This window comes from Solibacillus kalamii (genome assembly GCF_002174535.1).
Classification (GTDB): domain Bacteria; phylum Bacillota; class Bacilli; order Bacillales_A; family Planococcaceae; genus Solibacillus; species Solibacillus silvestris.
The window spans coordinates 171,414-194,738 of sequence record NZ_NHNT01000001.1; the positions used below are offsets into that span (position 1 = coordinate 171,414).

The 23,325-nt window shown below is 40.8% G+C and carries 22 protein-coding genes; all 22 read right to left on the minus strand.

The genetic code is table 11. The features are described from left to right. Nucleotides 1-55: 55 nt before the first annotated feature. Nucleotides 56-334 carry a DUF503 domain-containing protein gene (locus CBM15_RS00815; RefSeq protein ID WP_008403234.1) on the minus strand — a complete coding sequence of 93 codons (279 nt, stop codon included), beginning with the start codon at nucleotides 332-334 and terminating at the stop codon, nucleotides 56-58. Beyond that, nucleotides 334-2,727, minus strand: coding sequence for a translation initiation factor IF-2 (gene infB / locus CBM15_RS00820; protein WP_087615388.1), 2,394 nt, complete (start codon nucleotides 2,725-2,727; stop codon nucleotides 334-336). Before infB ends, CBM15_RS00815 begins: the two co-directional genes overlap by 1 nt. Nucleotides 2,728-2,741: 14 nt before the next feature. Further along, nucleotides 2,742-3,050 (minus strand): YlxQ family RNA-binding protein, encoded by a 309-nt coding sequence (locus tag CBM15_RS00825; RefSeq protein WP_014824466.1) that lies wholly within the window; start codon nucleotides 3,048-3,050, stop codon nucleotides 2,742-2,744. Beyond that, the gene (gene rnpM / locus CBM15_RS00830; RefSeq protein WP_008403237.1) at nucleotides 3,047-3,325 is read right to left on the minus strand and encodes an RNase P modulator RnpM; all 279 of its coding nucleotides are present in this window, start codon (nucleotides 3,323-3,325) and stop codon (nucleotides 3,047-3,049) included. The genes CBM15_RS00825 and rnpM overlap by 4 nt, the downstream gene beginning before the upstream one ends. A gap of 39 nt (nucleotides 3,326-3,364) precedes the next feature. Next, nucleotides 3,365-4,492 (minus strand): transcription termination factor NusA, encoded by a 1,128-nt coding sequence (gene nusA, locus CBM15_RS00835; protein WP_008403238.1) that lies wholly within the window; start codon nucleotides 4,490-4,492, stop codon nucleotides 3,365-3,367. Nucleotides 4,493-4,506: 14 nt separating this feature from the next. After that, the gene (gene rimP / locus CBM15_RS00840; protein ID WP_008403239.1) at nucleotides 4,507-4,992 is read right to left on the minus strand and encodes a ribosome maturation factor RimP; all 486 of its coding nucleotides are present in this window, start codon (nucleotides 4,990-4,992) and stop codon (nucleotides 4,507-4,509) included. A 463-nt stretch (nucleotides 4,993-5,455) separates the two neighbouring features. Beyond that, entirely contained in the window at nucleotides 5,456-9,778 is a 4,323-nt protein-coding gene (locus CBM15_RS00845) for a PolC-type DNA polymerase III (protein WP_087615389.1), read from the minus strand. A 164-nt stretch (nucleotides 9,779-9,942) separates the two neighbouring features. Next, nucleotides 9,943-11,649, minus strand: a complete 1,707-nt coding sequence (locus CBM15_RS00850; RefSeq protein ID WP_087615390.1) for a proline--tRNA ligase — start codon at nucleotides 11,647-11,649, stop codon at nucleotides 9,943-9,945. A 288-nt stretch (nucleotides 11,650-11,937) separates the two neighbouring features. Then, entirely contained in the window at nucleotides 11,938-13,194 is a 1,257-nt protein-coding gene (gene rseP / locus CBM15_RS00855) for an RIP metalloprotease RseP (RefSeq protein ID WP_087615391.1), read from the minus strand. A 141-nt stretch (nucleotides 13,195-13,335) separates the two neighbouring features. Next, nucleotides 13,336-14,481: a 1-deoxy-D-xylulose-5-phosphate reductoisomerase gene (dxr, locus tag CBM15_RS00860; protein WP_008403245.1), complete on the minus strand. Its 1,146-nt coding sequence runs from the start codon at nucleotides 14,479-14,481 to the stop codon at nucleotides 13,336-13,338. Between the two features lie 22 nt (nucleotides 14,482-14,503). Continuing rightward, on the minus strand, nucleotides 14,504-15,301 hold the full coding sequence (locus CBM15_RS00865; protein ID WP_087615392.1) for a phosphatidate cytidylyltransferase: 798 nt from the start codon (nucleotides 15,299-15,301) through the stop codon (nucleotides 14,504-14,506). After that, on the minus strand, nucleotides 15,298-16,092 hold the full coding sequence (locus CBM15_RS00870) for an isoprenyl transferase (RefSeq protein ID WP_065216407.1): 795 nt from the start codon (nucleotides 16,090-16,092) through the stop codon (nucleotides 15,298-15,300). The genes CBM15_RS00865 and CBM15_RS00870 overlap by 4 nt, the downstream gene beginning before the upstream one ends. 491 nt (nucleotides 16,093-16,583) lie before the next feature. After that, entirely contained in the window at nucleotides 16,584-17,141 is a 558-nt protein-coding gene (gene frr, locus CBM15_RS00875; RefSeq protein WP_008403249.1) for a ribosome recycling factor, read from the minus strand. Next, complete coding sequence (gene pyrH / locus CBM15_RS00880; RefSeq protein ID WP_008403251.1) at nucleotides 17,141-17,866, minus strand: UMP kinase; 726 nt, start codon at nucleotides 17,864-17,866, stop codon at nucleotides 17,141-17,143. The genes frr and pyrH overlap by 1 nt, the downstream gene beginning before the upstream one ends. Nucleotides 17,867-18,029: 163 nt before the next feature. Next, on the minus strand, nucleotides 18,030-18,914 hold the full coding sequence (gene tsf, locus CBM15_RS00885; RefSeq protein ID WP_008403253.1) for a translation elongation factor Ts: 885 nt from the start codon (nucleotides 18,912-18,914) through the stop codon (nucleotides 18,030-18,032). 158 nt (nucleotides 18,915-19,072) lie between these two features. Continuing rightward, a complete protein-coding gene (gene rpsB / locus CBM15_RS00890) occupies nucleotides 19,073-19,795 on the minus strand; it encodes a 30S ribosomal protein S2 (RefSeq protein ID WP_087615393.1) in 723 nt (240 codons plus the stop codon). A 159-nt stretch (nucleotides 19,796-19,954) separates the two neighbouring features. Next, entirely contained in the window at nucleotides 19,955-20,506 is a 552-nt protein-coding gene (locus CBM15_RS00895; protein ID WP_087615394.1) for a DUF6115 domain-containing protein, read from the minus strand. An 11-nt stretch (nucleotides 20,507-20,517) separates the two neighbouring features. After that, on the minus strand, nucleotides 20,518-20,829 hold the full coding sequence (locus CBM15_RS00900; RefSeq protein WP_087615395.1) for an RNA polymerase subunit sigma: 312 nt from the start codon (nucleotides 20,827-20,829) through the stop codon (nucleotides 20,518-20,520). A 12-nt stretch (nucleotides 20,830-20,841) separates the two neighbouring features. Then, complete coding sequence (locus CBM15_RS00905; RefSeq protein ID WP_008403257.1) at nucleotides 20,842-21,612, minus strand: FliA/WhiG family RNA polymerase sigma factor; 771 nt, start codon at nucleotides 21,610-21,612, stop codon at nucleotides 20,842-20,844. Between the two features lie 141 nt (nucleotides 21,613-21,753). After that, nucleotides 21,754-22,125, minus strand: coding sequence for a multidrug transporter (locus CBM15_RS00910; protein WP_087615396.1), 372 nt, complete (start codon nucleotides 22,123-22,125; stop codon nucleotides 21,754-21,756). Further along, on the minus strand, nucleotides 22,125-22,628 hold the full coding sequence (locus tag CBM15_RS00915; RefSeq protein ID WP_008403259.1) for a chemotaxis protein CheD: 504 nt from the start codon (nucleotides 22,626-22,628) through the stop codon (nucleotides 22,125-22,127). The genes CBM15_RS00910 and CBM15_RS00915 overlap by 1 nt, the downstream gene beginning before the upstream one ends. Next, entirely contained in the window at nucleotides 22,625-23,263 is a 639-nt protein-coding gene (locus tag CBM15_RS00920) for a chemotaxis protein CheC (RefSeq protein ID WP_087615397.1), read from the minus strand. Before CBM15_RS00920 ends, CBM15_RS00915 begins: the two co-directional genes overlap by 4 nt. Nucleotides 23,264-23,325 lie beyond the last annotated feature (62 nt).

Below are 23,325 nucleotides of genomic sequence, written 5' to 3' on the forward strand. Positions count from 1 at the left end.
TGTCACCTCATTTAAATTGCGTAATTAATAGTACATTTGCCACAAATCGTGGGCTTTATAAATATTCACGATAGAAATCCAGCTGTTCCCATTGCGGATTTGACTGCAGATAATGGATCGCCCGCATTAGCTCGCGTTCAGCCGCTTCTTTGGAAGAAGCAACTGCGACAAGCGCAAGCTTTGTACGCTGCCATACATCCTGATGATCAATTTCAGCAACGGAAACATTGAATTTTTGTTTCGTACGCGTCACCATCCGCTGAAGGACGGCGCGCTTTTCTTTTAATGAGTGGGCAGTCTGAATCATGAATTCAACTTCTGCGTATACAATCATTATTTACGAACGATTTCTTCCATTACGAAGGCTTCGATAATGTCGCCTTCTTTAATGTCGTTGTAGTTTTTGATCGTAATACCACACTCATACCCTTTTGCAACTTCTTTTGCATCATCTTTGAAGCGTTTTAGTGAATCCAGTTCACCTTCGAACACAACAACGTTTTCGCGGATAACACGTACTCCGGCATCGCGAACGATTTTACCTTCAATAACGTATGAACCAGCGATCGTACCCACTTTAGATACTTTAATTGTTTGACGAACTTCCGCTTGACCAACGATTTTCTCTTCGAACTCAGGATCAAGCATCCCTTTCATCGCGTGTTCGATTTCTTCGATTACTTTATAGATGATACGGTGCAGACGAATATCTACGCCTTCTTCATCAGCAGCACGTTTTGCATTTGTGTCCGGACGTACGTTGAATCCGATAACGATTGCATTTGATGCTGCAGCAAGAGAGATATCCGATTCTGTAATCGCACCCGCACCAGTGTGGATAATTTTAACATTAACGCCTTCAACATCAATTTTCATTAATGAAGAAGCCATTGCTTCCACTGTACCTTGTACGTCTGCTTTTACGATTAAGTTTAACTCTTTCATTTCGCCTTGGCTCATTTGTTCAAATAAGTTATCAAGAGTTACACGTTGTTTTTCTGAACGTGACGCTTGGATAGCTGTCATTGAACGAGATTCACCAACTTGACGAGCTGTTTTCTCATCTTGGAATACTACGAAACGGTCGCCCGCTTGTGGTACTTCGTTTAAGCCTGTAATTTCAATCGGCATAGAAGGACCAGCTGTTTTAATACGACGGCCAAGATCATTGACCATTGCACGTACACGACCATATGCATGACCGACTACGATTGGATCACCAACACGTAATGTACCATCCTGAACTAAAAGTGTTGCAACTGCTCCACGACCTTTATCAAGCTGTGCTTCAATAACTGTACCGATTGCTGAGCGAGTTGGGTTCGCTTTTAATTCGCCTACTTCAGAAACTAATAAAATCATTTCAAGAAGCTGGTCAATACCTTCACCTTTTAGTGCTGAAATTGGTACGAAGATTGTATCTCCACCCCATGCTTCAGGAACTAATCCGTGCTCTGTTAATTCTTGTTGTACACGGTCCGGATTGGCAGTTGGTTTATCCATTTTGTTGATTGCTACGATAATTGGTACTTCTGCAGCTTTTGCGTGGTTGATCGCTTCAACTGTTTGAGGCATTACACCGTCATCCGCTGCTACTACGATAATTGCGATATCTGTAATTGATGCACCGCGCGCACGCATTGTTGTGAATGCCGCGTGTCCAGGAGTATCAAGGAATGAAATTTTCTTCCCGTTAACTTCTACTTGGTATGCACCGATATGTTGCGTAATACCGCCTGCTTCACCCGCAGTAACTTTCGTTTTACGGATTGAGTCAAGCAATGAAGTTTTACCGTGGTCAACGTGTCCCATAATTGTTACAACTGGTGGGCGCTCTTCCAATGCATTTTCGTCAACTTCCACGATTGTATCATCGAAGTACGTATCTAAATCTGTTTTGTCGATACGGATTTCTTCTTCTACTTCTACCCCGTAGTCTGCACAAATTAACTCAATTGCATCCTTATCAAGTTCTTGGTTAATTGTTGCCATTACACCAAGCATGAATAATTTTTTAATAATTTCCGATGGCTCACGGTGTAATTTTTTTGCAAGTTCTGCAACTGATAAACTTTCATAGAAAGTAATTTTTTCAGGTAATTCTTTTTGCACCATTGGTTGTGGTGCAGGACGATGCGTACGACGTTTACCACCATTGATACCTGGTTTTCTACGTTGTTGATAGCCGCCTTTATTTTGTGTGTTACCACCTTTATTTGGCGTGTTACCACCTTTATTTGGTGTGTTACCGCCTCTATTTGGCGTGTTACCGCCGCCTTTATTATTACTAGTGTTTTGTGTTGTGCCGCCTTTGCGGTTGTTAGAGTTATTTTGAGTCATATTTCGATTTTGGTTACCTTTTTCATTTCTTATTTTTTCGCCTTGTTGCGATTTTGTTTGCCCTTGGGCGTTTGAAGCTTTGTTCGGTTGTTGGTTATTCGAAGCAGATTGTGGACGATCCTGCTTTTGACCTTGCTGCACTTTTTTCTGCCCTTGTTCACCGCGTCTCGGTGTTACATTTACAGCATTGGCAGGTGTCTTTGCAGGAGAATCTTTCGTTGGTTCCACTGCTTGCTTAAAGACAGAATTTAGTTTTGAGACCGCCTGCTCATCAATTACCGCCATGTGATTTTTCACCGGCAGATTATGTTTTGCAAGCTCCTCAATAACTTCCTTACTTGTTTTATTTACCTTTTTCGCATATTCATGAACTCTTACTTTGCTCATCTGCTCACCCCCGATTAATTTTCGTTGAGTAGACTAGACATTTTTTTAGCAAATCCGCTATCTGTAATAGCAATCGCTACACGGGCTTCCTTCCCGGTAGCATGTCCAAGATCATATCGATCCCCGAAAACATAATACTCAACATTATAAAACGTACATTTATCCTGAATCTTTTTGCTCGTATTTGCCGAAGCATCTGAAGCTAAAAAGACAAGCTTAGCTTTGCCGCTGCGAATTTCCTTTACGACAAGCTCTTCTCCGGATATTGTTTTTCGTGCACGTGCTGCTAAACCTAATAGCTGTAGCAATGCAGGGTTTGTCATAAAATCGACTCCCTGCGGATTAGCGTTAGCAACTCCTCATACACCTCATCCGGCACTTTTGCATCAAGCTGGCGATCTAAAATATTCTTTTTACGCGCCATTTCAACAGCATCTTCCGTTTTAGAAACATATGCTCCACGACCGGATTTTTTTCCTGTAATATCAACAGTCACTTCGCCCTCTTTAGAACGAACGACGCGAATCATTGATTTTTTCGGAAGCATCTCGCCTGTTGCAACACATTTGCGTAAAGGAATTTTTTTATTAACGACCATATTGCTTACCCTCCTTGCAAAATCATTCCAAATGACGGCTTATTCTTCGTCATCACCGTATAAATCAAATTTTACTTCTTCTGCATCTTCACGTGGAACGAATGTGCTCGTTTCAGAAGGATAGATTCCTAATTCGCGTGCATCTGTTTCACTCTTGATGTCGATTTTCCAGCCCGTTAATTTTGCTGCTAAACGAGCATTTTGTCCGCGCTTACCAATCGCTAGTGATAATTGATAATCCGGTACGACAACTGTTGTTGACTTTTCTTCTTCATTTACTTGAACGTCCAGAACTTTTGAAGGACTTAGTGCGTTTGCAACGAATACAACCGGATCTTCTGACCATTCTACGATATCAATTTTCTCACCGTTTAATTCGTTTACAATTGTCTGCACACGGGCACCTTTAGCTCCAACACATGAACCTACTGGATCTACTTCTTCATTATGTGCATATACAGAGATTTTTGAACGGTCTCCCGCTTCACGCGCAATTGATTTAATTTCAACTGTGCCATCATAAATTTCCGGAACTTCCATTTCAAATAGGCGGCGCAATAATCCAGGATGAGTACGAGATACGATTACTTGTGGACCACGTGTTGTGCGTTCAACTTTTGTAATGTAAACACGGATGCGAGATGTTGGCTTGTAAACTTCACCTTGAATTTGTTCGTTAACAGGTAATGCCGCTTCCACTTTACCGATTGACACATAAATATTACGTGCATCTTGACGCTCGATTACGCCTGTTACGATGTCATCTTCACGGTCAACATACTCTTCATAAATTAAACCGCGCTCAGCTTCACGAACACGTTGCGTCACAACTTGCTTAGCCGTCTGTGCCGCGATACGTCCGAAGTTACGTGGTGTTACTTCTTCTTCTACCACGTCACCAATTTCATAAGCTGCATTAATAAACTTCGCGTCTTCCAAAGCGATTTCCAGACGATCGTCTTCTACTTCTTCTACTACGTCTTTACGAGAATAAACAACCATTGAACCTGTTTGTAGGTTAAGATCCACGCGAACGTTTTGCGCTTGGTTGAAGTTACGTTTGTACGCCGTTACTAAAGCCGCCTCAATCGCCTCAATTAATACATCTCTTGAAATACCTTTCTGCTCTTCAAGGGCAGTTAGGGCATCTAGTAATTCACTACTCATTTTTGTTTTCACTCCTAAATTTGCTTATCTGAAAAATCGATAGCAAGACGCGCTTGCGCAATTTTTTCTTTTTCAATTTGTACTGTAACTTTACGTGTTTTAATACGGAATTCCATTTCTAAAAATTCATCTGTATATGCGCGTAAATAACCATAGAATTCTTTTAAATCCTTAACTGGCTCATAAGTTTTCACATAAATATATTTGCCTATTGCTTTTTCAAAGTCCTGTTGTTTCTTTAACGGACGTTCTGCTCCTGGTGAAGAAACCTCTAAGTAGTAGTTTTGCTCGATTGGATCATTTTCATCCAATTTCTCGCTTAAACGCTCACTCACTTGTGCACATTGTAAAATATCAATGCCGCCTTCTGGTGTGTCAACATAAATACGCAGGAACCAGTCGCGTCCTTCTTTTACGAACTCGATATCAACTAATTCCAAATCAAGCTCTTCCACGATCGGTGTCACTAGCTCTTCAATGATCGACGTAACTTTGCTCATCGTATCCTCCCTAACGTCTTTGTTTGTTTTAGATCTTCATAGTATTGGTTAAACAAAAGACGAGTTTTCATTGAAAAAATTGGACATTTACAACTAAATGCAATGGCGTCCAGATTTCTTTTGAGGCCCACAGGACGTGGGTCAGCCAGTCTTTGCCGCACGATGCGACGCGTTAGACGGACTTCTTTTTTTTCATTATAAAATCTGCGACATTCGCCAGAGGTTTAACTCCACTCACAAATGATCAGAACACTTGCTCGTTGAAATTAAATAGTTGTGTAAACAACAGAAAAGAGCGGGAAACCCCACTCTTTTGCTGGCGAACTATCAACAAATTATTACATTTAGCATAGCACAAAGGCTATCCTAATGCAAATTTTGCCTATTAACACATAGAATTAACAACTACTGAGAGAATATGCATCCGAAAATACAAAATCCTCTCTTTTAGCCTGTCTGTACATTAGAATAAGGACAGCTGGTTGGCATCCGGCATTCCTTCCAAACATCCAAGCTCATCCATATACTCGATTAATGTCTTCGATACACGGCCGCGCTGCTGTAAATCTTCTTTTGATAAAAATTCTCCATTTTTACGTGCTTCAACAATTTGTTTCGCTACGTTAGTACCAAGACCTGGAATGGCATCAAAAGGTGGAATCAATGAGTTTCCTTCGATGATGAACTCACTCGCATGCGAACGGTATAAATCAACCTTTTTGAAGCTCATCCCGCGTTCACACATTTCCAGTGCTAGTTCCATAACTGTCAGTAAACTTTTCTCTTTCGGCGCTGCATCGAGCCCCTTCATGTTGATTTCATCGATTTTTTTGCGGATCATGACAGAACCTTGTGTCATCGCAATTAAATCAAAGTCTGATGCACGCACCGTAAAGTACGCTGCATAATAAAGAATCGGATGATGCACCTTGAACCACGCAATACGTACGGCCATTAATACATACGCTGCGGCATGGGCTTTCGGGAACATGTATTTTATCTTTTTACAAGAATCGATATACCATTCCGGTACTTTTTTGGCACGCATCTCTGCTTCCATTTCATCTGTTAACCCTTTACCTTTACGAACGGACTCCATAATTTTAAAGGCAAACGACGGTTCCAGATCCTGATAAATTAAATAAACCATAATATCGTCACGACAGCCGATTACTTCTTTTAATACACAAGTACCATCTTTAATTAGTTCCTGTGCATTTCCAAGCCATACGTCAGTACCATGTGAAAGTCCTGAAATCTGAACAAGTTCACTGAATGTCGACGGTTTTGTTTCTTCAAGCATTTGGCGTACGAATTTTGTTCCGAACTCCGGAATTCCGAGCGTTCCGGTTTTTGTTCCAATTTGCTTTTCGGTCACACCGAGCGATTCCGTCGAACTGAAAATCTTCATAACAATCGGGTCGTCCGTCGGGATTGTTTTCGGATCAATTCCGGATAAATCCTGAAGCATACGAATTACGGTCGGATCATCGTGCCCAAGTATATCGAGCTTTAAAATATTATCGTGAATCGAGTGGAAGTCGAAATGGGTTGTTTTCCATTCCGAATCCTGAGCATCCGCCGGGAACTGCACTGGCGAGAAGTCGTAAATATCCATATAATCCGGTACTACGATAATCCCCCCCGGGTGTTGTCCTGTTGTACGTTTCACTCCTGTACAACCTTGCACAAGGCGGTCCACTTCCGCATTTCGGTAAGTGATACCATTGTCGCTTCCGTACCCTTTTACATAACCATATGCTGTCTTTTCTGCAACCGTACCAATCGTTCCTGCACGGAATACATAATCCTCACCGAACAGCACTTTCGTGTAGTTATGTGCCTGTGGCTGATATTCGCCGGAGAAGTTCAGATCGATATCGGGCACCTTGTCGCCCTTGAACCCTAGGAATGTTTCGAACGGGATATCCTGGCCGTCTTTTTTGAACGGCGCACCACATTCCGGACATTGTTTGTTCGGTAAGTCATAGCCTGATGCAACCGAACCGTCCGCGATAAACTCAGAATGCTTACAGTTTGGACAAACATAATGCGGCGGCAGCGGATTTACTTCGGTAATTTCCATAAATGTCGCGACAAGGGAAGACCCTACCGATCCACGCGAACCTACTAAGTAACCGTCAGCCAGCGATTTTTTTACGAGCTTCGCGGAAATCAGATAAATTACCCCGAACCCGTGTCCTAAAATAGATTTCAGTTCCTTATCAATACGGGCCTGGACAATTTCCGGTAAATTTTCACCGTAAATGCTATGTGCCATCTCATAGGTCAAATTCGTTACTTCATCATCCGAGCCTTCAATTTTCGGCGTATATAAATCATCCTTGATCGGTTTTACATCGCCAATCATATCGGCAACTCGCTGCGTATTTGTTACGACAATTTCCTTTGCCAAATCCGGCCCTAAAAAGTCGAATTCCTTCAGCATTTCATCCGTTGTACGGAAATGGACTTTCGGTAAAGGATTACGATTTAACGGGTTTGCACCACCCATTGATCCGACTAAGATTTGACGGAACTTTGCATCGGTTTCATGCAAGTAGTGGACATTTCCCGTTGCTACGACCGGTAAGTTCAGCTTTTTGCCAAGCTTGACGATACGGCGGATAATGTCTTCCAATGCCCATTCATCATGGACAGTACCGCCGTCCACTAACGGAGAATAGACCGGTTTCGGCATAACTTCCAAATAATCATAGAATTTTGCGATACGCTCGGCTTCTTCCTGCGTTTTATTCATCATCGTTTCAAAGAGCTCACCATTCGAGCAGCCTGAGCCGACGATTAATCCTTGTCGTAGTTTCTGCAAATCAGAGCGGCGAATACGTGGTACACGGTAAAATGTTTCCGTATGCGAAATCGAAATTAACTTAAACAGATTTTTCAGCCCGGCATCATCTACAGCCAAAACTGTACAGTGACTTGGACGTGACTGCTTATACCCTTCTTCACCGCCGACGTGGTCGTTCATTTCAATCAGATTTTTAATGCCTAAATCGGCAGCCTGTTTCAGCAAATGCAGGAATAGTTCACCTGTTGCTTCGGTATCATAAATTGCCCGGTGATGCTGGGTAAGTTCAATATTGTATTTTTTCGTTAAGGTTTTTAAGTTATGCGATTTTTGCCCTGGGTTTACAAGACGAGAAAGCTCGACCGTATCAATCCCCGGGTGACGAACTTCTATGCCGGCATTTTTATAGGCAACATATAAGAAGCCTAAGTCAAACGCTGCATTATGCGCAACAACGACCCCATCGCCGATAAAGTCATGGAATTCACGAATGACATCACTCAGCTCTGGTGCATTGACGAGCATATCATCGGTAATATGTGTCAGCTCGATAATTTTTGCTGTTAATTTGCGGTGCGGGTTTGAGAATCGTTCAAATGTATCAATAACATGACCATTTTTTATTTTGACGGCCGCCAGTTCGATAATCGTGTCATACACGTTTGAAAAGCCGGTCGTCTCTACGTCAAATACGATATACGTTGCATCTTCAAGATCAACATTTATCGGATCGTAAACAATTGGTTTCCCGTCATCAACTAAGTTTGCCTCAACGCCGTAAATGACTTTAATGCCGTTTTTCTTGCCGGCAGCATAAGCTTCAGGGAATGCCTGAACAACAGCATGGTCAGTAACCGCAATCGCAGGATGTCCCCATTTAGCTGCCTGTGCTACTAGTTTATCGACAGATGTCATCGCATCCATTTGACTCATCGGTGTATGCAGGTGGAGCTCAACACGCTTTTCGCCTTCCGGAGCATGGTCTTTTTTAGGTTCACGCTTGATTTCATTGATGTCTTTTACCATCATGACTAAATCGCGGGCAAATGTATCAAGCTGAATGGATCCGCGTACACGCACCCACATCCCTTTACTCATCTGTTTCATTTTCACGACATCCTCGTCCCCGTTTGAGAACATTTTGACAAGCAATGAGTCGGTGTAATCGGAAATTTTAAATTCCAGTAAAGAACGGCCACTTCGAAGTTCCTTAATATCACACGCAAAAATAAACCCTTCCAGTACAATCGAGCGTTCTTCTTCCAGTACTGTACGGATTTCGACCGGATCCGGATTTTTGATCAGTGCCCCAATCTGGAACGGTGTATCTCCAGTAACAGCACCAGGATTGGCCGCCTTCTCTTTTTCGCGTGTGGCAAAATCGGCCATAGCCTGTTTCGACAACCGTTCTTCCTCTTCCTGACGTTGCTGATAAAACGCTTCTTGCTGCGCGATAAATTCATCTGACTCTTCCACCAGCTGGAACTCAAGCGGAATATGCGGGAAACCGAATGTTTTGTATGAATCGGCAATTTTATCCGTATACTTTGATTTTAATGATAAGTACTCTACTTCGAGCATCGATGTCACGACAAGCTTATGACCTGTCCATTTCGGTGTTTGCTTCGATAAATTGGTACGCAGCATTGGCGACATTTCATCCATTTGCTCAATAACTACTTGCCAATAATCCAAAATATGCTGCTCATTGACTACTGGATTATATGATTCAATCGTCAGTAACACATTGGCAATGGGCGAAAATTTCTCGACCATCCGCATCCGCAGTAATTGATACACCTGGTAAGGCAATATATTTTCTATTTTTATTTTAAAGTCCCAAATACGCTTCTTTTTATGAACTGTTACACGTTCGAGTGTTCCATTTTCAAAAAAGGACATATAGACATCATCAGTCAATTCAAGCTGCTGTAACAATAGTAGGAATTTTTGTCTTCCTTCCTGTTTTGACAATTGTTTCACCCTTTCATCATGCTGCTTTCATTGTGAGGCAAAGGGTTGCGTCGGCATGGAAAACACTCCGAGCTCACCAATCACCGGTCCCTTCACATCCAATGAAAAAGAAAAGAAAGTACATAAAAAATTGTACTTTCCCGTTCTCTCTATCTTAATCGTTACTAGTTTTGGCGGAAATATTCGTTTAAGCGATCGACTACTTCTTCTTTCGCCCATTCTGCAGATTCGCCTGTTGAACGGAATTTCACTTCCACAAGACCTTCTGAAGCTTTTTTACCTACTGTAATACGAACAGGTAATCCGATTAAATCCGCATCCGCAAATTTAACGCCGGCACGTTCTGCACGGTCATCATATAACACTTCATAGCGGTATGATTTCAGTACACCGTAAAGCTCGTCTGCTAATTGAACTTGCGCTTCGTCTTTAGCATTGACCGGTACTAGCTGTAAATCATATGGCGCCAATTGTGCAGGCCATACAAATCCGTTTTCATCTTGGAAATGTTCTGCAACAGCAGCAAGTATACGTGAAACCCCGATACCATAGCATCCCATAATATAAGGTTTTGCTTTACCTTGCTCATCAAGGAATGTTGCATTTAGTTTTTCTGAATAAGTTGTACCTAATTTGAAAATATGTCCAACTTCAATTCCTTCAGCAAACTTAATGATACCTTGACCGTCCGGAGATGGGTCACCTTGTTGGATGAAACGGATATCTTCATAAGAGCTGATCGCAAAGTCGCGCTCCGGATTGACATTTAATAAATGGAATCCATCTTCGTTTGCACCTGCAACACCGTTACGGATTGATTTGATTGCATTATCTGCAATTACTTTTACATTCACCGGCAATTTCACAGGACCGATTGAACCTGGTGTACAGCCTAGTAATTCTTTAATTGCTGCGTCTTCTGCCAATTCAACAGATGTAGCACCTAATGCATTTTTTAATTTAATGTCGTTAATTTCGTGGTCACCGCGCGCTAAAACAACAACCAATTCACCATCAATATCAAAAACTAGTGATTTGATTACATTTGAAGGTTCCACATTTAAAAATGCCGATACTTCTTCGATCGTTTTTTGATCTGGTGTTTCAATCTTTTCGATGTCCTTCATCGGTGTTGTCGGTGCTGTATATTCTGCAACAACCTCTGCCATTTCGATGTTTGCCGCATAATCCGATGTATCCGAATAAGCGATTGTATCTTCCCCGATTTCAGAAAGCACCATGAATTCGTGTGTACCTTTACCGCCAATTGTACCTGCATCCGCAATTACCGCACGGAAGTTTAAGCCAAGACGTGTGAAGATATTTGAATAGGCACGGTACATATCATCGTATGTGGCATCAAGTGATTCACGTGAAGAGTGGAAAGAATATGCATCTTTCATAATGAACTCGCGGCCGCGCAGTAAGCCGAAGCGTGGGCGTTTTTCATCACGGAACTTACTTTGGATTTGATAAAGTGTTAACGGTAATTTTTTATATGATTTAATTTCATCACGCACTAAAGTTGTGATCACTTCTTCATGTGTTGCACCTAAAGCGAAGTCACGGTCATGACGGTCTTTTAAACGCATAAGCTCCGGACCGTATGCTTCCCAGCGACCTGACTCCTGCCATAGCTCTGCTGGTTGCAATGCAGGCATTAATAGCTCGATTGAATTGATTGCTTCCATTTCTTCACGGATGATTTGTTCAATTTTTGATAATACTTTGCGCGCTAATGGTAAGTATGAGTATACTCCGGCCGCATTTTGACGGATAAATCCGGCACGCAATAGCATGCGATGCGATTTCACGTCGGCATCGGATGGATTTTCCCTTAAAGTAGGGATAAACGTTTTGGTCTGTTTCATAAATAGTGCCACCTTTTTTATTTAAATTGCTACTTCTATAATACTAATCAAATTTAGCTTTGAACGCTAGTATTATTCATACAAAACGCTCAAAGCTGCCATTTTAAAACGTATTTTGTTTAAAAGAGATTCTACATCTGACATGGGGTTGATTTCCATTACGGGTCGGACGCTTTCCGCGGGCACGGCTCGAGCCTGTAGTCTCTCGCTCGTGCTGTTCTCGCAGGAGTCGCCTCCCCTCCATTCCAATCAACTAGCTTGCCACTTAGTAAAATCATCTCAATTAATTTAGAAGAAGAATCGCTGGATATCGTTCCATGTTACGACGACCATCAAGATCATCAGGAGGAGGATACCGACGAAGTGAACCATACCTTCTTTTTGACGGTCGATCGGTTTTCCTCTTACTGCTTCGACAGCGAAGAAAAGTAAACGGCCACCATCAAGTGCTGGTAGTGGTAACAAGTTCATAATCCCTAAGTTGACGCTCAGCATTGCCGCAAAGTATAGAATATTATATAAACCGAACGTTACAACCGTTTCAGTTGTTTTATAAATTCCTACCGGGCCTGATAATGCGTCGATTGAGAATTGGCCGGTAACCAGTTTGCCGACAAGTGTTCCGATTGTAATAATCATGTTATACGTTTCTTCCACACCATACACGACGGCTTTTAGCGGATTTTTTTCAATGGAACGCATTACACCGATTTGTCCGTAATCTGGACCACCTTCCTGCTCTACAGCTTTTGGTGTAAGTTCAATTACTTCATTACCCGTTTCACGTTCGACTTCGAATGTTACGGCTTTGTTCGGGTTTTTGAAAATTTGTTCTGATAATTCTTCCCAAGTTGAAATCGACTGTCCGTTCACCTTGACTACTTTATCGCCATCGACCAATCCGGCACTGCTCGCAACAGAATTATCCATAACTTCGGCAATAATCGGTTCCTCAGAAGGAATCCCTTGAATAAGCCCGATAATCAGGAAGATGAAAAACGCTAAAATAAAATTGAATAATGGACCAGCGAAAATCGCCATTGCACGAGCACCAACAGATTTTGAATTAAATTGGCGATCAAGCGGCGCAATCATCTGCTCCGTACCATTTTCAACGATGCTTGCTGTACGGGATACATTGTAGCGAATGAACTGGTCATCCTCATCATAACCTTCAATCCAAAGTTCACGTTCCAGATCTGCACGCTCTACTTCTAAAAAGATGACGTTTTGATAATGTGTTTTTTGATTGAGTATGATTTTTTCTACGATATTTTCTTCATTTGTTATTAAAGCTACGCGGTAACCAGGCTGCAGCTCTACCGTATCGGTATCTTCGCCGGCCATTCTTACATAACCGCCAATTGGTAATAGTCGTAGCGTATAGACTGTTTCACCTTTCGTCATCCCAAAAATCTTCGGTCCCATACCAATCGCAAATTCACGCACCATAATTCCTGCGCGCTTTGCAAATAAGAAGTGACCTAGCTCATGGAAAAAAACGAGTGAGCCAAAAATTAAAATAAAGGCTATAACTGTTTGCATAATCTCCCACCTTCATTGGAACTGAGCCGAATATTATTTCGCCCAATCTTTTTTAGCAATCAAGCTCTTTGAAAAAGGCACCGCTTGTACAAAAAGGGGATGTCCACCTATTTGTTCTTCACATCCGTTTTTCACACTTTCCTATTTTACCATGCTTGCGACTGTTTTTCTCGTTTCACTGTCTACATGTAAAATAGTTGCTAAATCTGGCAAAGCGATATTGTTATGACTATTCATAATACGCTCAATACATTCTTCAATTTCTAAAAAAGTAATTTTTTCTTGTAAAAACAATGCAACGGCTGCTTCATTCGCCGCGTTCATTGCCGTTAAGATTGTCCCGCCCATGCGCCCTGCATCATAAGCAAGCTTTAATGCACGGAAACGGTCAAAATCCACTTCCTTAAAATGAAGCTGTCCAATTTGGGCCAAATTTAAACGTTGGCCATTTGCAAGCGGCAGACGATCCGGATAGCTAAGCGCATATTGAATCGGTACACGCATGTCCGGTGTTCCGAGCTGTGCGATGACACTTGTATCCTCATATTCAACCATCGAGTGAATGATGCTCTCTCGGTGCAGCAATACGTCGATGTTGTCATAAGGCATATCAAACAGTACATGTGCCTCAATCACTTCAAGCCCTTTATTCATCATCGTTGCTGAGTCAATCGTAATTTTGGCTCCCATTGACCAGTTCGGATGATTCAGAGCATCTTTTACCGTTACTCCTACTAGCTCATCTCTTGTTCGATCTCTGAATGAACCACCTGATGCCGTTAAAACAATGCGCTCGATACGCTTTTTGTTTTCACCGTTCATCGATTGGAAAACAGCCGAATGTTCACTGTCTACCGGTAAGATCGGAGCATTGTATTTTTTTGCTTCAGCCATGACAAGATGGCCTGCTGTTACAAGTGTTTCTTTGTTTGCAATGGCAATCGTTTTCCCCATGCGGATCGCAGCAAGTGTCGATTCCAGTCCAACGCTGCCTAATACCGCATTAATAAGCACTGTCGAATCCGGATGTGTCGCTACTTCGACCAATCCTTTTTCACCATATGTAAAGGAAATATGCGGAAACTCTTTTTGTAAAGTGCCTGCCGCTTCCTCTGTTTGCATTGAAACTAATTCTGGTTGCAGTTTTTTTATGATTTCGCGGGACTTTTCAATATTTTGTCCGGCTGAAAATGCAACAAGCTTAAATTCATTCGGATTTGCAAGTAAAATATCAAAGGTTTGCCATCCGATGGAACCTGTTGCACCTAATAAACTAATTTTTTTCACAATGATACGTCCCTTCTATGTCCTAGGAAAAGAAATGTAAAAAATGCAGTAATGGTACGACAAATAGTAAACTGTCAAAGCGGTCCAATATGCCGCCGTGTCCTGGCAGAATATTGCCTGAATCTTTTACATCATAATGACGTTTAATAGCCGATTCGACCAAATCACCCATTTGACCAATAATTGATGCGATAATTGTCACAACGATTAATTGCAGCCAGCTTGAGGCAAAAGGATAGATGAGCTGCATAGCAATTGCAAAACAAACGGCAATCACAATCCCACCAACAAAACCTTCCACTGTTTTCTTCGGCGAAATTTCCGGCCATAATTTATTTTTTCCTAATTTACGCCCAACAAAATAGGCGCCGGAATCTGTTGTCCACACGACTAACAATACAAAGACGACAAATTCCAGACCGATAAAACGTGTTTCGATAAAATAATGGAATCCAAGGCCAACATAAAATGCCCCTAACAATATAAAACCAATTTCATCAAATGTCATTTTATTTTTTACAAGTACAATATAAATCAATAACAATGCCGTAATTCCATACACAATCATCAAAATTGAATCATATTGAAAAAATTCAACGATATTCAGTGACCATTCATTTGGTACAACCAACACTATTAATGCAAGTGTACCAATAATACCTGGAACAGATGCAATTGAAATTCCTTTCATTTTCAGCAATTCATAGAAACCAATGACTGCGATAATACTCATTAAAATCGCAAATGGCGTTCCTCCATAAATTACGAATGGAATAAATAATGCTGCAGCAATTACTCCGGTAATGATGCGTTGTTTCAACTTGTTCCTTCTCCTTTCAGCCCTCCATAACGGCGGTTACGATTTTGATACACAGAGATTGCCTCTTTTAAACATGCTTCGTCAAAATCAGGCCAATGCGTATCAGTGAACCAAAACTCCGTATAGGCAAGCTGCCATAGCATAAAGTTACTTATGCGCACTTCACCACTCGTGCGAATTAATAAATCGGGTTCAGGTAAATGAGCCGTCATTACATACTGGGAAATATGTTGTTCATTTAATTCGTCAATTGTAAGACTTCCTGCTTCTACCTCTTTCAGAAGCTGTTGCATCGCCATTACAATTTCAGCACGCCCACCGTAATTCATCGCAAAATTTAACACCAGTCCCGTATTCCCTGCAGTAGCTTCCATCGCCTTTTTTAAAGCGGATTGCGTATAGTCCGGCAATGAATCCATTACACCTATCATTTCCACTTTAATATTTCGCTCCATTAGCTCCGGCAAAAAGGAATTTAAAAATTGCTCTGGTAAACGCATTAAAAATTCCACTTCTGATTTAGGACGCTTCCAGTTTTCTGTTGAAAATGCGTAGAGCGTCAATACTTGTACTCCTAAATCACAAGCGCAACGTGTTATCTTCCGAATGGTTTTCATTCCTTCATGATGACCTGCGACCCTTGGCATTGAACGCTTTTTCGCCCAGCGTCCATTTCCGTCCATAATAATTGCAATATGGGTAGGGATTTCCTCGCCCTTAACTAAGTCCACATTTTCACTACTGAATGACTGTTCTTTATTTGTATTTTTCCCAAAAAGTTTTTTAAACATAGTTAATACCCCCAACTGCACATATCGGACTGCTTCCCTTTTTATCATATCAAAAAAGGGTTAGCCTGTCCTTTTTATATAATGAACTTCTTTAGTATCTTAAAGAATAATTGTGCTTCTTTTAATCTTTCATATGTATTTTTTCCACAATTTATACTTTCAATTAGGGGGAACGGGTTCATGTGCATGTTTTTTTTGCTACAGCTATATTTCCCTAACAATTTTTAAATTTATCTATTATTGTAAAAAAAACGTCCTTATTAGCAGGACGTTTTAATCCATGTAAAGTTCATACATCGCCAGAAAAAGATTTCGCGCTAATGTGATCCACCAGCGCGAAACAATATTATTAATAAATAAGTATTATCTTATTAACATTCGGGTTGATATCCATTGCGGCCACCGCAGAAGCAATGACTTGATGAATGAGAAGGCGAAATCAAGTCGCCTCCCCTATTCCAATCAACCTGTTTTATAAAATATACTTAAAATTAAACTGTTAAAATTTCTTTTTCTTTTTCTTTCACTAACTCCTCGATTTTAACAATTGAGTTGTCTGTTAGCTTTTGGATGTCATCGTTGAAGCCGCGTAGTTCGTCTTCTGTGATTTCACCGTTCTTTTCTAATTTTTTCAGGTCATCGTTAGCATCGCGGCGCACGTTACGTACAGCAACTTTCGCTTCTTCCGATTCTTTTTTCACCTGTTTAACTAATTCTTTACGGCGCTCTTCTGTTAATGCCGGTACTGCTAAACGAATAACATTCCCGTCATTTGTCGGAGTGATGCCGATGTCTGAACGCATAATCGCTTTTTCGATTTCGCCTAAAATTGATTTATCATAAGGCTGGATTACTAAAAGGCGTGCTTCCGGTACAGAGATACCTGCCATTTGGTTGATTGGTGTTGGAGAACCATAGTAGTCCACCGTAATACGATCCAATAGTGAAGCATTTGCTACACCTGCGCGAATTGAAGCTAATTCACGTGAGAAAGCATTAATAGATTTTGTCATTTTTTCTTGTGCTTGATTTAATACTTGTTGTGTCATTACGCATCTCTCCTAACAACTGTTCCAATTTTTTCGCCTAATGCGGCACGTTTAATATTACCTGGTTCTGATAAGTTGAAAACGACAAGCTTAATATCATTATCCATACATAATGTTGAAGCTGTAGAATCCATTACTTGCAAACCTTGTTGAATAACGTCTAAATACGTAAGTGTGTCATACTTAACTGCTTCAGAATCTAATTTTGGATCTGCAGAATAAACGCCATCCACATTGTTTTTCGCCATTAAAATTGCATCTGCATTAATTTCTGCGGCACGTAAAGCGGCTGTCGTATCTGTCGAGAAGTATGGGTTACCTGTTCCCGCAGCAAAGATTACGACACGCGCTTTTTCCAAATGACGAACTGCTTTACGTCGAATATATGGCTCTGCCACTTGTGTCATAACGATCGATGATTGAACACGTGTAGGAACACCCAGATTTTCCAGCGAGTCTTGTAATGCCAGTGCATTCATCACTGTTCCTAACATACCCATATAATCTGCATTGGCACGTTCCATTCCCATTTCAGCGCCGATTTTTCCGCGCCAAATGTTGCCTCCGCCGACAACTAATGCGACCTCTACACCTAAGTCGATAACTTCTTTAATTTCTCCAGCGATCGATTTAATAACATCCGGTGAGAAACCGAAGCCTAATTCTCCAGCTAATGCTTCCCCGCTAAGTTTAATAACTACTCGTTTGTACTCTGACACACCCATAGTAGACCTCCGTTACTCATTTATTTAAAAGGAAATACGACGCGATTTTTTTATGTATCGTACTTCGCTTCATTCAAAAATAGATTTCTTTAAAAATAGGGAACACGCAAATGGTGCTCCCTACTGTTTGCTTAAATTAATGTTAATTTAAGTTGTAATTTAATTAGTTACCTTTAACTTGGCTCATTACTTCTTCAGCGAAGTTATCTTCACGTTTTTCGATACCTTCACCAACACCATAACGAGTGAAGCTTGTTACAGTAGCACCTAATGAGTTTACGAAGTCGCGTACTTTTTGATCTGAGTTTTTAACGAAAGCTTGGTCTAATAAACATACGTCTTCGAAATATTTACCAAGACGGCCTTCTACCATTTTCGCTACGATGTTTTCTGGTTTACCTTCGTTTAACGCTTGCTCAGTTAATACTTTGCGCTCACGTTCAACTTCGTCAGTAGAAACTTCGTCACGAGAAATGTAAGTTGGGTTGATTGCAGCGATATGCATAGCGATATCTTTTGCAGCAGCAGCGTCAGTAGAACCTTCAAGAACTACTAATACACCAATGCGTCCGCCCATGTGTAAGTAAGAACCGAATGCATCTGCATCAGTTTTTGTTTTGATTTCGAAACGACGTAATGAGATTTTTTCACCGATTGTAGCAGTAGCTGTAGAAATTTGGTCAACGATTTTCACGCCGTCTTTTTCTAATTCTAAAGCAGCTTCTACTGATTCTGGTTTAGCAGCTAATAATTGCTCTGCTAAAGAAGCAACTAAAACTTGGAACTTGTCGTTTTTCGCAACGAAGTCTGTTTCAGCGTTTACTTCTAAAAGAATCGCTTCATTACCGTTTTCTAAAATGTAAGTTGTACCTTCAGCAGCGATACGGTCAGCTTTTTTGCCAGCGGCAGCTAAACCTTTTTCACGTAGGAAATCGATTGCAGCATCGATGTCACCTTCTGTAGATACTAAAGCTTTTTTACAGTCCATCATACCTGCGCCTGTTTTTTCGCGTAATTCTTTTACTAATTGTGCAGTAATGTTTGCCATGTTGAGTTTCCTCCTAAATATAATGAAAAATTTATTTACACTATTTCATACTTTAAGCGATAAATCGCGATTTTTCAACGATTCATACATTTTCAAATTCATTTCTCAAAAAAAGGTGATAAGGGGTTCATCCACTTATCACCTTTTCTAACAGTGAATTACTCAGCTGCAGCTTCTTCTACTGCTGGAGCTTCTTCTTCACCTTGTTTAGCTTCTAATAAAGCGTCAGCCATTTTAGCAGTTAATAATTTAACCGCGCGGATAGCATCGTCGTTTGCAGGGATTACGTAATCAATTTCATCTGGATCACAGTTAGTGTCTACGATACCAACTAGAGGGATGTTTAATTTGATTGCTTCTGCAACTGCGATACGCTCTTTACGAGGGTCTACAACGAACATTACGTCCGGAATAGCTTTCATATCACGGATACCGCCTAAGAATTTAACTAAGCGCTCGTGCTCTTTTTTAAGTTGGATTACTTCTTTTTTAGGAAGTACAGCAAAAGTACCGTCTTCTTCCATTTTTTCGATATCTTTCATACGTTTTACACGTTTTTGAATAGTACCGAAGTTTGTTAAAGTACCACCTAACCAACGTTGGTTGATGTAGTAGTTACCTGAACGTTCAGCTTCTTCTTTGATCGCTTCTTGTGCTTGTTTTTTCGTACCTACGAATAAAACTTTACCACCGTCTTGACCAACTTGACGCATGAAATCGTATGCTTCTTCTAATTTTTTAACCGTTTTTTGTAAATCGATAATGTAAATACCGTTACGCTCTACGAAGATATATTTCTTCATTTTTGGGTTCCAACGGCGAGTTTGGTGACCGAAATGTACACCAGCTTCTAGTAATTGTTTCATTGAAATTACTGACATGAGTGTTTCCTCCTAATATGTTTGGTTTTTTTCCTCCGTATTTTTCATCTGCAACAAGCTACCCGTAGACTTACGAGCACCACTTACTACATCAAAATACGTGTGTATTGTTAACACCGCTTGTAACTATATCATAATGGACTTTCAAGTGCAACTACTTTACGCATGAAACTTTACGAGGAGCTCAATTTCCGTTTTTCCGCGTCCCATCATTCTCGCAATTTCTTCGATTGTTTTTCCGTTGCGATAATGATTGATTACTTGCTGTTCAAATGTCAAGTTTTGTTCTTGAATTTCATTGTCTTCAGAAAGTGTTTCCGCTTTTTCTAAAGCTTCATTGTCCTTTTCTTCAACTTGCTGCTGTGTCTTTTGCTTTTGATAGGCACTTGCTGCTTGCTTGACCGGTACGAATTTGCGCGGTTCCATTTCCTGTTCTTTTACCGGTTGTTCTTTTATAGTCTGCGCCGGTCCTTCTTTACGGGTTGATGCGGCCTTTTGGGCAACATTCGGTTTTTTCAGTTCACTGATTAACCGGTCGTTTTCTTCTTTCATCTCCATTAAATATACGCTAATCGCATTGTCCATTTCATTAATCAGTTCATTTTGGCGCTTTTCTATATTCTGAAATTTAGAAAGCTTACTATATAAAAGAACAATTACAAAAATCGTAATCATCTGGATGAGAAATAAGGTAATTACAACTGCGATCATGATGACTGCTCCTAGCCACTAAAATCAAAAAGGTTCCCTTTGAACGGGTGCTGCACTTTTTGTTCTAGCTGTTCCTTATTTTTCTTGTTTTCTTGAGTTTGCTCTTGTCCGTTTTGGGAAGGCTTATCCTGTTCCTCATCATTGAGGGCATTCAGATGCTCTGTTTCATTGACGGATAATTGTTTGCGTTCCAGTTCCCTGTTCAATGCTTCATTTGCATGCATTTGCTGCAGGATTGTATTTTGTTGACGCTGATCGGCCATCTTACCCGCCTCAAATGTTTTAGGAATCGCAATCTGCAATTCCAGGCCCTTTAAACTCATAACGCCGCCTCCTTACGTATTAATCATTTCTGAAGACAATAATTTACGTAATTTAAACAATGCTTTTGAGTGAATTTGCGAAATTCTAGATGTGGACAGGTCCAGTATTTCACCGATTTCGGTTAATGTTAATTCTTCCGAGTAAAATAAACTAATGACAAGCTGTTCTTTTTCATTCAGCTTTTTAATATTTTCAGCCAAATCGCCTAACAATTCTACATGAACGCTATGCTGCTCCGGTGTTTTCGTATTGTCATCACGGATAACAAAGGACTTACCTTCCGATTCTTCCTGGTCCAGCTGCTCATTGATGGACAGCACATTAGAGAAAAAATGTTCCTGGAAAGTTTGGTACACTTCTTCGACAGGCAGATTCATATGTGCTGCAACTTCTTCTGCTGTCGCATGGCGCATCAGCTTTTGCTCAAGTGACTCAATTTGCGATTCCAATTTTTTTGCTTTTTCACGCGCTGATCTCGGGAGCCAGTCCTCTTTTCGTAAACCATCGAGGATAGCACCACGAACACGGAATGAAGCATACGTATCAAATTTTAAATCTCGGTTTATATCAAATTTATTTAACGCATCAAACAGCCCCATCATCCCAAGACTCATTAAGTCATCTCTGGAAATGTTTTTCGGAAGCCCGACAGCGATACGCTGTACATGATAGGATACGAGTGGTTTAAACTTTTTTATTAATAAATCGCCTGCTTCGGGATCACGGTTCTTTGTCCAACGAACCCATAATGATTGTTCGTCTCTATGCCTTTGTTCTGTCAAACATACCCACCCCTTTTTTGAAAAGTAACATATTTATGTTTATTATACCAAAAAGCCTTTTAATATACATTTAATCCAATAATTCGACACAGTATTTCCTTATATTCCGCTAAATAAAAAAGAGCCGGATATACGACTCTTTTACCTTGAAAGGGATTCATCGCCTTGAAGCATCGAACGAACGACTTGTGCAATTTCTTCCGAATTCTCATCTTCAACTTCCTTTGCCGGAAGGTCGCTTTGCGGAACAACCTGTGTTTTGTCCGTCTCTTTCGCAACTGCTCCCGGAAGCTCCTCTTCTGTTTGTAACAAATCAGGTGATTCCGGTGTATAAAATACATACCCAAGGAAATAACGGATAAGAAACATTAAACTAAATGCAATGACAGCAACGACAAAAGCTGCGCCAATCGTCGGCAGTGGCAACGCATACGGATTTTGAATTGCAGCGATAAAATATACAGCGAATGAAAATAGTGCTGCCCAAAAATTATAAAATATTGAACCAAACATTAAATTTCACTCACTCCTTTATTGACGGTACGAACTGAAAGCATGCTCGTTTCAGGGTTAAATTCAATCGTACGACCGCTGTTACCGCCCGTATCTTCAGCGATGAGCGGTATGCCCAGTTCTTTTAACTGCGCTTTTACAGCTTCCACATTTCTAGGTCCAATCCTCATCGAATCTTTGTCTGCTGTAAATTGGAACATTTGTGCACCACCCGCAATTTTCGCCTTCAGCTTAAAGCGTTGTGCTCCTTCTTGTTTTAAAAGATCAACTAAAGCAGCAATTCCGGTATCGGCAAATTTTGCGGCATTCATTGTTGCCGTGCGATTTAAACTAGAATCCGGCAGCATGACATGGACCATACCGGCAACTTTTTTGGAATCGTCGTAAATGACTGCACCAACACAAGAACCTAAACCCGACGTACGGATCGTTTTAGGAACTTTTACGATATCCATTTGTGCAATACCTACTTTAATCACTTCGCTTGAATGGGTAACTATCATGTCGTAGGCACTCCTAATGCTTTAAAAATTGCTTCAAATGAATCAGGTTCAGGTAACAGAAAGAACTGCCCCTTCACCGCGTCATCATCAGACATGACTTCTTCATATATGGACGTGTTAATGACGATGACTGTATCGCTTACTTGAGAAAGTTCAATTAGGCCGATACTAATAATTGCACCAAACATATCCACACTCAATCCAGGGACAGTCGGATAGATTTTCAGCCCTGTAAAATCGGATAAGGCCGATAAATAAGAGCCGGATAAAATATTTCCCATTTCCTGCATTGCCGATAAGCCCATTTCCGAATATGGAGGTGTGTGAAAATCAAATGATTCATCCTGAATAAGACTTCGAATAAATCGGTTTGCCTGCTCAATCGGCAAAATGAAAAACATGCTTCCTTGGGCATCCCCTTCTATACGAAGATAAATACCAACGACAGCATTTTCCGAGCCGCCAGCGAGTTCCATCATTTCATTAAACGAGGCCATCTTCACGTCGGGTACACGCATATCGATCTTTTTTCCCAATAAATTCGATAATGCCGTAGCCGCATGTGCTGCACCAATATTTCCTATTTCCTTTAAAACATCTAAATGCAGCAATGTGATTTTTTCACTAAAGTTCATTTTCAATCCCTACTTTAATAGATTCCAGGCAAGCGAAGCTCACCCGGAAAATTATTCATTGA